Source organism: Aurantimonas sp. HBX-1, from assembly GCF_021391535.1.
Taxonomy (GTDB): Bacteria; Pseudomonadota; Alphaproteobacteria; order Rhizobiales; family Rhizobiaceae; genus Aurantimonas.
In genome coordinates, this window is record NZ_CP090066.1 from 3169131 (window position 1) to 3182150 (window position 13020).

At 69.7% G+C, this 13020-nt stretch carries 11 protein-coding genes; 7 read left to right on the forward strand and 4 right to left on the reverse strand.

Going from position 1 to position 13020, the window contains the following annotated elements:
* Positions 1-24: 24 nt before the first annotated feature.
* Positions 25-1293 carry an adenylate/guanylate cyclase domain-containing protein gene (locus LXB15_RS15095; protein ID WP_233949224.1) on the reverse strand — a complete coding sequence of 423 codons (1269 nt, stop codon included), beginning with the start codon at positions 1291-1293 and terminating at the stop codon, positions 25-27.
* 269 nt (positions 1294-1562) lie between these two features.
* On the opposite strand from LXB15_RS15095, the gene LXB15_RS15100 reads away from it, so the two are divergent.
* Entirely contained in the window at positions 1563-2579 is a 1017-nt protein-coding gene (locus tag LXB15_RS15100; protein ID WP_233949225.1) for a zinc-binding alcohol dehydrogenase family protein, read from the forward strand.
* Positions 2580-2649: 70 nt separating this feature from the next.
* Here LXB15_RS15100 and LXB15_RS15105 read toward each other — a convergent pair whose 3' ends face one another.
* Positions 2650-4779 carry a mechanosensitive ion channel domain-containing protein gene (locus LXB15_RS15105; protein ID WP_370640119.1) on the reverse strand — a complete coding sequence of 710 codons (2130 nt, stop codon included), beginning with the start codon at positions 4777-4779 and terminating at the stop codon, positions 2650-2652.
* Positions 4780-4999: 220 nt separating this feature from the next.
* On the opposite strand from LXB15_RS15105, the gene LXB15_RS15110 reads away from it, so the two are divergent.
* Positions 5000-5908, forward strand: a complete 909-nt coding sequence (locus LXB15_RS15110; RefSeq protein WP_233949226.1) for an alpha/beta fold hydrolase — start codon at positions 5000-5002, stop codon at positions 5906-5908.
* A gap of 15 nt (positions 5909-5923) precedes the next feature.
* Here LXB15_RS15110 and LXB15_RS15115 read toward each other — a convergent pair whose 3' ends face one another.
* Together LXB15_RS15115 and LXB15_RS15120 are read right to left on the reverse strand one after the other, a co-directional pair.
* A complete protein-coding gene (locus LXB15_RS15115; protein ID WP_233953197.1) occupies positions 5924-6634 on the reverse strand; it encodes a GntR family transcriptional regulator in 711 nt (236 codons plus the stop codon).
* A 53-nt stretch (positions 6635-6687) separates the two neighbouring features.
* A complete protein-coding gene (locus LXB15_RS15120) occupies positions 6688-7074 on the reverse strand; it encodes a cupin domain-containing protein (RefSeq protein WP_233949227.1) in 387 nt (128 codons plus the stop codon).
* Positions 7075-7239: 165 nt separating this feature from the next.
* Here LXB15_RS15120 and LXB15_RS15125 point away from each other — a divergent pair, with 165 nt between their 5' ends.
* The 5 genes from LXB15_RS15125 (at position 7240) to LXB15_RS15145 (ending at position 12991) form a co-directional block, all read left to right on the forward strand.
* On the forward strand, positions 7240-8274 hold the full coding sequence (locus tag LXB15_RS15125) for a proline racemase family protein (RefSeq protein WP_233949228.1): 1035 nt from the start codon (positions 7240-7242) through the stop codon (positions 8272-8274).
* A complete protein-coding gene (locus LXB15_RS15130) occupies positions 8271-9515 on the forward strand; it encodes an FAD-binding oxidoreductase (RefSeq protein ID WP_233949229.1) in 1245 nt (414 codons plus the stop codon). Before LXB15_RS15125 ends, LXB15_RS15130 begins: the two co-directional genes overlap by 4 nt.
* A gap of 127 nt (positions 9516-9642) precedes the next feature.
* Entirely contained in the window at positions 9643-10593 is a 951-nt protein-coding gene (locus LXB15_RS15135) for a 3-hydroxyacyl-CoA dehydrogenase (RefSeq protein WP_233949230.1), read from the forward strand.
* On the forward strand, positions 10590-11420 hold the full coding sequence (locus LXB15_RS15140) for an aspartate dehydrogenase (protein WP_233949231.1): 831 nt from the start codon (positions 10590-10592) through the stop codon (positions 11418-11420). The genes LXB15_RS15135 and LXB15_RS15140 overlap by 4 nt, the downstream gene beginning before the upstream one ends.
* Positions 11421-11788: 368 nt before the next feature.
* Positions 11789-12991, forward strand: coding sequence for an App1 family protein (locus tag LXB15_RS15145; RefSeq protein WP_233949232.1), 1203 nt, complete (start codon positions 11789-11791; stop codon positions 12989-12991).
* Positions 12992-13020 lie beyond the last annotated feature (29 nt).

The window sequence follows — 13020 nt, forward strand, 5'->3', positions numbered from 1 at the left end:
CTTCGGCCGCGACAGGTGCGATGCCTAGCGGATGGCACCCACCAGCGGCAACTCGTCGATCGATCTCACCGCCGGATCGCCGACCAGGCCGAAGACCTCCATCTCCTCGCCGAAGCCGCGCAGCGGAAACGTGCCAATGCTCTCGAACGCGGAGGGATTGTTCGCTATGTCGGCGAAGGCCTTTGACAGGAGCACCGGCCGATTGACCGTCTTGGTCAGGTTCTCGAGGCGGGCCGCGGCGTTGACCGCCGGTCCGATGACGGTGAAGTCCAAACGCCCGCGCGAGCCGATGTTGCCGTACATCACCTCGCCGACATGAATGCCGACGCCGTAACGGAGGACGGCACGACCATGCCGGACATGGTCGGCGTTGAGGAGCCGCATCGACTCCCGCGCTTCACCGACCGCCTGGATCAGGTCGTCGCAGGCCGTCGGCCGGTCGAGCGGGAAGATCGCCAGCAGGCCATCGCCGACGAATTTCAGGATCTCGCCACCGCGCCTTTCCACCGGCTCGCAGACGGCGTCGAAATACTCGTTCAGGAGGTCGATGACGTCGTCGCGGGGCCAGAGCTCGGAGATGCCGGTGAAGTCGCGCAGGTCGCAGACCATGATGGCCGCCGAGACGCTTCGCCCGCTGCCGCGGGTGATCGCGCCGGCGAGGATCTCGTCGCTGGCGTGCGGGCCGACATAGGTCTCCAACAGGGTGCGCGCGAGGCGGTTCTTCAGCCGGATCTCGCTGACCAGCGAAAGGGCCGGCAAGAGGTCCTGCAGGAAGAGCATTTCCTCGTCCGAGAGCCCGTTCGGCACGTCGGTCGCGAAGGTGATCACGTGCCGGCGGCCGAGCGTGTGCTCCAGCGGCCATGCGACGTATTCCGTCAGGCCTTCGGCGCGCAACTGCGCGAACAGGGAATACTCCCCCGGCTCGGGCGGCAGGGTCAGCCGGCGCCGCACCTGCGGCGCGCCGCGATGCACCTCGGCCACCGGGCTGTCGAGATATTCCGGGCTCTCCATCGCCCCGTGCTCGTAGGTCTGGATCTCAGCCTCTTCCATGCCGGGACGCCAGAGGATCCGCGCGCCCAGCCATTGCGGGTGGTGGATCCGGAACTGCAGCGTGGCGCGCACGATCGGGATACCGGCGGCGCGCAGGCGGTCGCAGAGTTGCAGGAAGATCCGGTCGGCGAAGCGTTCGTCGCTGGTGCCGCGCATCAGCCAGTCGAGGATGCGCGTCCGGTGCAGCGGCCACTCTCCGGTCTCGGGCGATGCCGGGGTCATGTCCAGGCGTTCGGTATCCATTGCAGCGTGCCCTCGTCATCCGGCTGATTGCGACCCGCACCCGACGCACCAACGGCGCCGCGACAGCCTTGCGGCTGGTCGCGGGCATGCGGCTTTGCATCATGATGCAGGGACGAATCGAGCGATATCATGGACCGCCGCGGTCGCGAAACCATGCCCGGAACGCAATGCCTGGTGTTCAGTAGCGATGACGTGAACTGCCGGCGCGCTTGTCCCGGCGGCAGGGCGGCGTATCTGGGGCGCACCCCCGCAAGCCAGGAGACCTTTCGATGCGCGCCATCGGCTACCAGAATTCCCTTCCGATCGCCGACGAGCGCGCGCTCGTCGATCTCGACCTGCCGCGCCCCGATCCCGGTCCGCGCGACCTTCTCGTCGCGGTCCGTGCGGTCTCGGTCAATCCGGTGGATGCCAAGGTGCGGATGCGGGCGCAGCCGGAGGCTGGGAAGCCGAAGGTGCTCGGCTGGGACGCGTCCGGCGTCGTCGAGGCGGTGGGTTCGGCGGTGACGCTGTTTCGGCCGGGCGACGCCGTCTACTACGCCGGCGCCCTGCAGCGGCCCGGCACCAACGCCGAATTCCACCTCGTCGACGAGCGCATCGTCGGCGCGAAGCCTGCCTCGCTCTCGGACGCGGAAGCCGCGGCGCTGCCGCTGACCGCGCTGACCGCCTGGGAAGCGCTGTTCGACCGGCTAGACGTCACCCGCGCGGTGGCCGGCGCGGCTCCCGCCATCCTGATCGTCGGCGGCGCGGGCGGCGTCGGCTCCATCGCCACGCAGCTGGCGCGGACCCAGACCGACCTCACCGTCATCGCGACCGCGTCCCGCCCGGAAACCCGCGAGTGGTGTCTTTCGCTCGGCGCCCATCACGTCGTCGACCACAGCCTGCCGCTGGCGGACCAGGTCGAGGCGCTCGGCGTCGGCCGCCCGGCTTTCGTCTTCTCGACCACCCAGACCGACCGTCATCTCGCCGAGATCGCCCGGCTGATCGCGCCGCAGGGACGCTTCGCGCTCATCGACGACCCGCAGTCGCTCGACGTCTCGCAGCTCAAGCAGAAGAGCGTCTCGCTTCACTGGGAGTTCATGTTCACCCGCTCGATGTTCGAGACGGCGGACATGGCGCGCCAGGGCGAGATCCTCAACGAGACCGCCCGCCTCGTCGACGACGGGATCCTGCGCACGACGCTGGGCGAGCGGCTGTCGCCGATCGACGCGGCCAACCTGCGGCGGGCGCATGCGACGATCGAGAGCGGCCGCGCCAAGGGCAAGGTCGTGATCGAGGGCTGGGCGTAACGCCAGGACAGCCCGCCTGGCACGGGGCGCGGCGGCCGAGAGCCGCCGTATTGCCCGGGGCGGCTGCCGCTCAGGCGGTGTTGGCGGCGGGTTCGGCGGCGGCATTGCGCCGCCGCAGCATCTCGCTTGCCGCCGCCGCGCTGTCGTCGTCGCCGCCACCCGACACCTGCACGGTGGACACGGCGATCTTGATGCCGTTCTCGGCGAAGGCCTTCTTGATCATCAGCAGCGCCTTGCGCCGGATGCCGAACTGCTCGCCCGGTCTGGTCATCATCTTCATCCGCAGCGCCACCGCGTAGTCGCCGAAACTGTCGACGCCCTGCATCTTCAGCGGTTCGATGATGCTGGGCGCGAACTCCGGGTCCTCGGCCAGTTCCAGCCCGATCTTCTTGATGATCCTGCGGGCGAGGTCGATGTCGGAATCGTAGGTGACGTTGATCACCATCTTGTCGATCACCCAGTCGCGGCTCATGTTCTGGATCGCACCGAGGTCGCCGAAGGGCACGGTGAAGACCGGGCCGCGATGGTGGCGGAGCCGCACCGAGCGCAGGCTGAACGACTCGACCTTGCCCTTGTAGTCGCCGCTCTGGATGTACTCGCCGACGCGGAAGGCGTCGTCGAGCATGTAGAAGATGCCGCCGAGGAAATCCTTGACGATGGTCTGCGAGCCGAGCCCGATCGCCACGCCGAAGATACCGGCGCCGGCGATCAGCGGCGCGATCGCGATGCCCATTCCCGACAGGATCGTCAGGACCGCGACCACCAGGATGAACGTCGCGAGCGTGTTGCGGAAGATCGGCAGCAGCGTGCGCACCCGGGCCCGGTGCACGGCCGCTTCCGCATCGTCGTCGTCATCGCTCGCCACGGCGTCGAGCTTGCGCGCGATGACGACCTTGGCGAGGTTCCAGACGAGATCGGCGACGAGCAGGATGATGATGCCATGCAGGAGGCCGAGCGCCAGGCGCTGCAGCACGTCGTTGGGCGCCGACATGATCGGGCTGAAGCGCCAGACCGAGGCGAGCCAGACGACGGCGAGGGCGACGACCAGCGCCCTGATGCCGCGCACGATCAGGACGTTGGTCAGGGCCTGGGACAGCGTCGCTTCGCCCCGCCGCGCCGCCACCGTCTGGGCCGCCTGCCCGGCATGCGCGATGAGCCGGGGCAGGACCAGCGCGTAGATGCCGATCCACAGCGCGCCGAACATGCCGACCGCCCACAGCAGCCAGAGGCCGACCAGATAGAGGGTCAGGAGCCAGTTCCGGCTCACGCCGCCGCGCGGACCGGCATCCGGCCGCCGCCAGACGGTCTCGATCGCGATGGCCAGGAGACCAAGTCCGGACGCGAGGGCCGCCAGCCGGACCACGTCGGTGGTGAAGCCCATCGCCGGCATGAGGCTCAGCGTTGCCCAGACGAACAGCCCGTAGCCGGCGCCGAGCGTCAGGCGGCGCTGCCAGAAGCGCGCGGAAGCCGCGCTGACCGGCAGGATCCGCCGATGGCCAGAGCCGCTCGCAAGGTGAGGATCTCGGTCAGGCGCCAGCAGGATATGCGCGGCGACGACGACGAGACGGAGCAGGATGACGGCGGCGAGGTAGGTCAGCACCATCTTCCGCAACAGCGGTGGCCAGTGCAGCGCGAGGAAGAGGCCGGTGCTGGCCAGCGCGAAGACGAAGAGCGGGACGAGCCGCGCCGCGATCCCCGAGCCGTGGACGCGGCGATCCGGCTGCGGCGCACCCGGGCGCAGCGACCGCCCCGCGACGAGGCGTCCGACGAGCCATTCGGCCGCGTAGCCGAAGCCGAGCAGCAGTGTTAGGATCACCAGTCCCCTGCCGGGCTGGCCCGCATTGACGTCGCGCGCCACGACGGCGGCGGCGCGCTGGATTTCCGCGGGGATCCTGGGCGCCGCGGCGACCAGATCGGCGAGCCGGGCCCGATAGAGGGCCTCCCATTCGCCGAGGACGGTGGCAAGCGTGTCGTCCTGCACGGTGGCGGCGGGCGCGGCCCGCGTCTCCAGCCAGCCCCTGACCTCCGGATCGTCCAGAAGCTGCAGCAACTGCTCGACCTTCTGCGGCTGCGTCGCGACCGATGCGGCCGCCGGCGCCTGCTGGGCCGGGGCGGATGCGGTTCCGACGAGGACCCAGAACAGGACCAGCATCATGGCCCTGCCGCACCCGCCTTGCATGATCCAGGTCAGGACCGTCACTCCCGTTGCCTCGGCAACCATCGGAAGGGCACGGTACGGCTGCACTCCATGCCGGACAAGCAGATTCCCCGCGAGGCTTAACAAAGCATGGCCGCCGTGGCAGCGCCGTCGCCGAGGGATGGCCGCTCGCCGGCCGTCCGACCGAGACGGGGCCGAAGGGAACTGGCTACGGCCCGTCATCCGGCGGTAGGCTGGGATCCGGACGAGACAGGGACAGGCAATGATCGACGAGCTGCACGAACACTCCCGCAACCTGCACCTGTCGGCGAGCGACGCCGATGCGCGAAGCGACCGGAAATCGCTTGCCGGCGCCCGCCGCTCTCCCGAGGCAGCCGCCTTCCACGTCTCGACGAGGGACGGCGCGACGCTCAAGGCCTGGCGCAGCGGACAGGGGCCGGCCGTGGTGCTGGTGAGTGGGCTTGGAGGCACCGGCGGCTTCTGGGCGCCGGTCGTCGCCGGTCTGGCAGACACGTTCGAAATGATCAGCTTCGACCAGCGCGGCATCGGCGCCTCGTCGCGCGGCACGGCGGCGACCACGATCGACCAGCTGGCCGACGACGTCCTCGCGGTGCTCGACGCAGCCCGTATCGACAGCGCCGTCATCGTCGGGCACTCGACCGGCGGCTGCATCGCCCAGACACTTGCCGCCAGGGCACCGCACCGGGTTCGCAAGCTCTGCCTCAGCGCCACCTGGCTGCGCCCCAGCCGATACATGACTGAGCTGTTCGAGACGCGGCTGCGGCTGCTCGAGCAGGACCCCCTCGCCTACACGGCCACCGCCACGCTGATTTCCTATCCGCCGGCCTGGCTGGAGGAGAACTGGTCGGCCTACGAGCGCGCCGTGGCGAACGCGCCGCGCGGCGAGGCGGAGCGCCGGGTCGTGGCCGAGCGGATCGCCGCCCTGCTTGCCTTCGATGGCAGCGAGCGCCTGCCGGCGATCACCATGCCGGTGTCGATCATCGGCGCCGGGGACGACATGATCGTTCCGGCCTTCCTGCAGCGGGCGCTGGCCGATGCGCTGCCCTCCGCGACGCTCACCCTGCTGCCGGATGGCGGGCACTTCTTCCCGGTCTCGCGCACCGAGGCCTTCGTGGCGCATCTTGCCGACTGGGCAGGCGGCGAGCCATGACCGCGGCGCGGCGCGTCAGGCGATCGGGATGTCCCTCGTGCGCCGCTGGGCCATGAAGTGGATGAAGCGGCCGTGGACTTCCTCGGCGTGCTCGCGCGCCAGCCGGTCGGCCCACTCGACGTCGCGGCGTTCGATCGCCTCGATGATCCGGTCGTGCGAGGCCGGCAGCTCCGGCGGCAGGTCGTCGTCATAGGACTGGTAGTAGAGGCGCAGCATGCGCCGGCCCCCGACGAGCAGCCGCCGGTAGGCGTCGTGCAGGTAGGGATTGCGGGACGCCTCGCTGATCGCCAGGTGGAAATCCATGTTGGTCTGGATCATGCCGAGCGCATCCCTGGCCGGCACGGTGGCCCGGAAGCGCTCCTGTTCCTGCCGGATCCTCTCCAGATCAACGTCGGTGCGCAGTTCGGCGGCAAGGCGGGTGACGGCCCGCTGCACCAGGTCGAGCGCATCGATATACTGCGGGAACTCCTCGATGTTCATGCCGGCGACGACAGTGCCCTTGTTGGGCAGGGTGTCGACCAGCCCCTCTGCCTGCAGGTGCACCAGCGCCTCGCGGACGGGCGAGCGGGAGGCGGCGAAGCGCTCGGCGAGGCGCACCTCGTCCAGCAGCTGGCCGGGGCGCAGCTGCAGCGACAGGATCTCGTCGCGCAGCCGGTCGCGGATCGTCAGCGCGCCGAAGCCGCGCCGGAGCGGCGTTTCGGCTACCGCGTCGATCCTCGGGCGCATGCTCACGGGCCTTTCCTGCGGTCGATCCAAGCGGCCCTTCCCCGGCGCACCGCTCAGAAGCTCGGCACCCAGCGGCGCGACTGCTCGCGGGCGTCTTCGTAGCTGCCCTCGAAGATCGGCGAGGCCACCGTGGCGCGCACATGCAGGATGGCTTCGCCGACATTGCGGAAGCCGTGCCGCGCGCCGGCCGGGATGAGCACCGACTGGTTGGGCTCGACCGCCTGGCGATCCTCCCCGACCCAGATCTCGGCCCGGCCCGCGATCACCTCCAGCACTTCCTCCACCGCATGATGATGGGTCGGCGCGCCGAGCCCCGGCTCGCACCATTGCTCGAAGATGCAGATCTGGTGGGCGCCGGTGACGGCCGATATCCGCATCCGGGTCATGACGCCGTCGCGCCACTTCTCCAGCTCGCCATCCCTGTGGTCGAAGATCTGCATGCCCGTCCCCCTTCTATCGCGCCGTCCGATCACCCGCCGGCGCTCGTCCGAGCGGACGCTATGGCTCGAGCGGCTTCTTGTCGACAGAAAACATACAGTGTTTACATCATCCGCCCGGTCTGCGACAGGATGAGATCTGCGGAGTGCCTGTGGCGGGACGATTGCATGCGCTGGAAGAAGACAGCCTCGATGATCGAGGTCCATGCCGAGGGCGAAGTCGGGCGGGTCGTGACCTCCGGGGTGCTCGATGTTCCGGGCGCCACGATGCTCGACAAGATGCTGCACATCAACGAGGTCGACGGCAGCCTGCGGCGGTTCTTCTGCTTCGAGCCGCGCGGCTATGCGCAGATGAGCACCAACCTGCTGTTCGCGCCGACACGTCCCGATGCCGATGCCGCCTTCCTCATCCTGCAGCCCGACCGCGCGCATGCGATGTCGGGCTCCAACAGCATCTGCGTCGTCACCGCGCTGCTGGAGACCGGCATCCTGCCCATGCACGAGCCGGAGACGGTGGTGCGGCTGGAGACGCCGGCCGGCATCGTCAAGGCCGTCGCGCAATGCGCCGACGGCAAATGCGTCTCGGTGTCGCTCGACATGTCGCCGAGCTTCGCCCACCGGCTGGATGCCGTCGTCGAGGTCGAAGGTCTCGGGCCGGTGACGGTCGATATCGCCTTCGGCGGGGTGTTCTACGCGCTGATCGACCCGGCGCAGTTCGGCATGGCGATCGACCCGGCGGCGGCCCGCACGCTCGCCGACATCGCCAGCCGGGTGCATCGGGCCGTCGACGCGCAGCTCGACGTGCAGCACCCGACGACCAAAGGGCTGGGCGACATTTCCTATACGATGTTCGTCGACCGCGACGCGCGCGGCGACCTGCGCGGCGCCACCGTGCTGCCGCCCGGCCGCTTCGACCGCTCGCCGTGCGGGACCGGCAACTCCGCCCGCCTCGCCTGCATGGTGGCGCGGGGCGAGGCCAAGGTCGGCGACCGCTTCACGGCGCGTTCGATCATCGGCAGCCGGTTCGACGTCGGCATTCTCGGCGAGACGACGGTCGGCGACCGGCCGGCGATCCTGCCGCGCATCACCGGCCGCGGCTGGATCCACGGCTTCCACCAGATTGGCCTCGATCCGACCGATCCGTTCCCGGAAGGCTACGCCGTCGCCGATTGCTGGGGCGACGGCATGGACCTGCTGAAATGACAAGCGGCAACGGTGTCGCGATCATCGGCGCCGGGATCGTCGGCACCGCCCTCGCCTTCCGCCTGGCCCAGCGCGGCGAGGCGGTGACGCTGTTCGATGCGGGCGCGCCGGGCGAGCTCGGCCCCTCGCGCGGCAATGCCGGCCATATCGCGGCATCCGACATCTTCCCGCTCAGCCATCCCGGCATTGCCTTCGAGGCGCTCGGCATGCTGGCGAAGTCGGACGGGCCGCTGAAGATCGATCCACGCTACCTGCCGACGCTGGCGCCCTGGCTGGCGACGTTCCTGCGGACCGGATCGGGCAAGCATTTCGAAGCCGCCACGAGGGCGATCAGCATCCTCTGCGACGGCACGGTGGCGGCGACAGAGCGACTGTTCGCCGATGCGGGAATCCCGGACCGCTTCCGCAAGGTGCCGGCGCTCTACGTCTACGACAGCCCGGCGTCCCTCGACGCCGCCAGAGCCGGCTGGGGGCGCAAGGCCGCTGCCGGGCACGCCTCGACCTTCGTCGAGCAGAACCGGCTTCGCGAACTCGAGCCTGCCCTTTCGCACGCCTTCGCGGGGGGCGTCCTGTCGCATCACTGGGGACAGGTCAGCGATCCGAAGGCCGTGGTGGACGGGCTGTTCGAGGCCGCCCGCGGCCATGGCGCGGTGTTTCGCCAGGCAAGGGTCGAGGAAATCACGCCGTCGGAGGCGGGCGTGGTCGTGCGCGCGGCGGGGCGCGACCAGACGTTTTCGCGCGTCGTCGTCGCGGCCGGCATCCGGTCCGGCGACTTCGCCGCCCGGCTCGGGGAGAAGCTGCCGGTGACGGCCGAGGGCGGCTACAACGTCACCTATCCCTCGCCATTCATCGCGGTGAACCATCCGCTGGTCTTCGCCGATCACGGCATGGTCTCGACCTCGCTGCGCCCCGGCCTGCGGATCGGCGGCTGGGCGGAATATGCCGGTCCCGATGCGCCGTTCCGGCCCGCCTATCACGACCGCATCGCGCGCATCGCCAAGCGCTTCTTCCCGCGGCTCGATCCGCGCGACGAGATCCGCTGGGCCGGCAAGCGCCCGTCGATGCCGGATTCGACGCCGGTCCTCTCGCGCTCCATCGTCGATCCGCGGCTCTTCTACGCGACCGGCCACGGCCATTACGGCCTGACCTGGTCGGCGCGGACCGCGGAGATCATGACGGCGCTGATGGACGGCGACGAGGCCGCCGCCGCGCCGTTCTCGATCCGGCGCTTCAACCGGTGAAGGACATGGCGCGTGTTCCCCGCCGTTCCCTCGCCCTCATTCGCGTGGCCGGCCGCCCTGTCCGGGCGCCGCGCCCGCCAAGCCTGCCCGCATTCCCCCTCCCCGACCGAAACGACTGGCTGGAAACATGACCATCACCAATGTCGCCATCGCCGGCTCCGGCATCATCGGCAGTTCCTGGGCGATCGTCTATGCCCGCACCGGGCTGAATGTCGCCGTCTACGATCGCAACGCGGAGAGCCGTGCGGGGCTCATGACCAAGATCGGCCGGGCGCTCGACCAGTCGAGCGCGCTGCTCGCGCCAGGCGATGCCGTCGCCGACGTGCTGGCCCGCATCACCGTGCACGACAGCCTCGAGGCGGCGCTCGCCGGCGCCGACTTCGTCCATGAATGCATCGAGGAAAAGCTCGAGAGCAAGAAGACCATCTTCGCCGAGTTCGACCGGCTGGCCGGCCCGAAGGCGATCCTCGCCACGACCACGTCGAGCTTCCCGGTGTCGCAGTTCGCCAGCGAGCTCGCCTGCCGGGATCGCTGCATCGTCGTGCATCCGGCGACCCCGCCGCATCTCCTGCCGGTGACCGAGATCTGCCCCGCGCCCTTCACCAGCCCCAAGGTGTTCGACTCGACATTCCGCTTCATGGAGCGCTGCGGCCAGAGCCCGATCCACATCCGCAAGGAGATCCCGAGCTTCGTCCTGAACCGCATGCAGGCGGCGCTGCTCGTCGAGATGTTCCGCTGCCTGAACGAGGGGCTGGTCTCTCCCGCCGACGTCGACAAGATCATCAGCCAGGGTTTCGGCCTGCGCTGGGCATTCCTCGGACCGTTCGAGGGGGTCGACCTCAACTCGGCCGGTGGCATCCGGCAGTACCTGGAGAATTTCGGCTTCCTGTTCAACAACATGGCGAACGAGCTGGGCTTTGCCGACGTGGTGACGCCGCAGTCGATCGCGATGCTCGAAGACTATGCGCGCGCCAAGATCCCGCTGGACGCGCTCGGCGACAAGGTCGCCTGGCGCGACCAGTCGATCATTGCGCTGCGCCGCCTGAAGGAGGAGCGGGGCACGGTGGACCGGGGATGACGCAGGAACGCAGCACGGCGGCGGGCGCGGATCCCGGCGAAGAGGCCGGGCGGCATGTCGGGGTGATCGGCTATGGCGCCGCCGGGCGGGCCTGCGCCGCCCTGCTCCTCGCCGACCCGCGCTATCGCCTGACGGTGCTGATGCGGTCGCCGATGGCGGGACAGCTGCCTGACCGGCTGTCCGCCGTGACGTCGCTCGACGCGCTGATCGCCGCCCGGCCGCAGATCGTCGTCGAGGCCGCCTCGGCGGAGGCCTTCGCGACGCTGGCGCCGGCGTGCCTGCTCGCCGGGATCGACGTGGTCGCCGCCTCGGTCGGAGCCCTGCAGTCGCGCGAGACCTGGGACGCCGTCGTCGCGGCCTGCAGCGAGGGGCGTTCGCGCCTGGTGCTGCCATCGGGCGCCGTCGGCGGCCTCGACTACATCGCCGCCGCGGCGCTCTCCGGCGACATTGCCGTCACCTACACCTCCCGCAAGCCGCCGGCCGCCTGGACCGCGGAACTGGCCGCGGCAGGCCTTGCCGAGGCGGCACGATCGCAGGCGGTGACGCTATTCGAGGGCAGCGCGCCGGAGGCTGCACGCCTCTATCCCCGCAACCTCAATGCCGGGCTGACCGTGGCGCTCGCCGCCGGCATCGACCGGACGCTTGTGCGGGTGGTCGCGGACCCCGCCGTCACCACCAACACGCACGAGATCGCCGTCACCGGCGCGGCCGGCGACGCCTTCCTGCGCTTTGCCAACAGGCCCTCGCCGGACAATCCCAAGACCTCGATGATCACCGCACTGAGCCTCGCCTCGGCGGTGCGGAAGCGGTTCGACCCGATGCAGTAGCTTCGCTCTGCTGTTCTGCGGGGCAAAGTGGCTTCGGCCACTGATTGTGTACAGAACACTCACCCAGCGCCGCTTACCCCCCTCTGCCTGCCGGCATCTCCCCCACAAGGGGGGAGATCGACCGTCTGGAGCGGCGTGTCTTGGGATTGCACCGCCTCGTCGCTTCGATCTCCCCCCTTGTAGGGGAGATGGGCGGCAGCCCAGAGGGGGGTATGTCCCGCCCACGGCATCCGGACAATCGTGTCGAGACAGGCGCAGGCATCTGATCGGTCAGCCGGGCCTCGCGCTTCCCACCTCGTTTCCTAGCGCCATATGGCGTGTCTCGTTCCGACCGCGATCACGCCGCTTGCAGCAACCCCGGAGTCCGCATGCCGATCCGCCGATATCTCCTGCCCGTCGTGGGACGCGGCGCAGTCGGCTGGGATCGCCTTCGCCGGCGCGGGAGGCTGCGGCTGGGCCTGACGACGACGCCGATCCTGCTGCCCTATCGCGGGCTCGCCGCCAACGGCCGGGTCGGTTTCGAAGGGCGCGTGATCGAGGACGAGGGCGTGGTCGGTGCCCCGCCCAGCGCCTCGCGATGGACCAATCTCTGGCGCACCTATCGCCGCTACCAGACCGAAAAGGTCCACCAGGCCCACGTGCGGTGGACGCTGGGCGCCCATGCCGGAACCGCGCGTACCGACCGCGAGGGCTTCTTCCGCGTCGAGACGGCGGTCGACGAGAGCCACCTCGCCAGCCCCTGGACGACCGCGCGGCTGCATCTGGAGCACGCGCCGGGCTACCGCTTCGAGCAGCGCGAGACGCACGTGAAGATAAGGGTCGTGTCGGCCAAGGCGCGCTTCGGCATCATCTCCGACATCGACGACACGATCGTCGAGACGGGGGCGCGCCGCCTCATCCAGCACTGGCGCACCGTGGCGCTGAATTCGGCGGAGGGGCGCATCGCCTTTCCCGGCATCGCCTGCCTCTACCAGGCCTTCGCCGCCGGCGAGGACGGGCCGGAGACCAATCCGGTGTTCTACATCTCCTCCAGCCCGTGGAACCTGCATGACCTGTTCGAGGAATTCATGCGGCTCTGCGACATCCCGCAGGGACCGATGTTCCTGAAGGATTTCGGGCTCAACAAGACGCAGTGGCTGACCGGCAGCCACGCCACCCACAAGCTCGGCGCCGCCGACAGGATCCTGTCGGCCTATCCGCATCTGTCCTTCGTGCTGTTCGGCGACACCGGGCAGAGCGACGCCACCATCTATGCCGAGCTGGTGGAACGCTATCCCGGCCGGATCCACTCGGTGCATCTGCGCGACGTGACGCCGAAGGGCTTCAAGCCGCGCGTCAGGCGCGCCATCGCCGCAATCGAGGAAGCCGGCGTCCCCGTGACCTCCAGCCCGACCCTGCGCGAGGCAGCGGAGATCGCCGAGAAGGACGGGCTCGTCGCGCCCGGCACCGTCGACCGGCTGAAGCAGACGGTGGAGGAGGACCGCCGCAATCTCGAATCCTGGTCCGGTCCGATGCCGATTCGCGACGCAGCCGCGGACGGTCCGGACGAAGACGGCGAGGGCCGTGCATAGCGGCCGAGTGGGTGCCCAGCGCGAGTGCC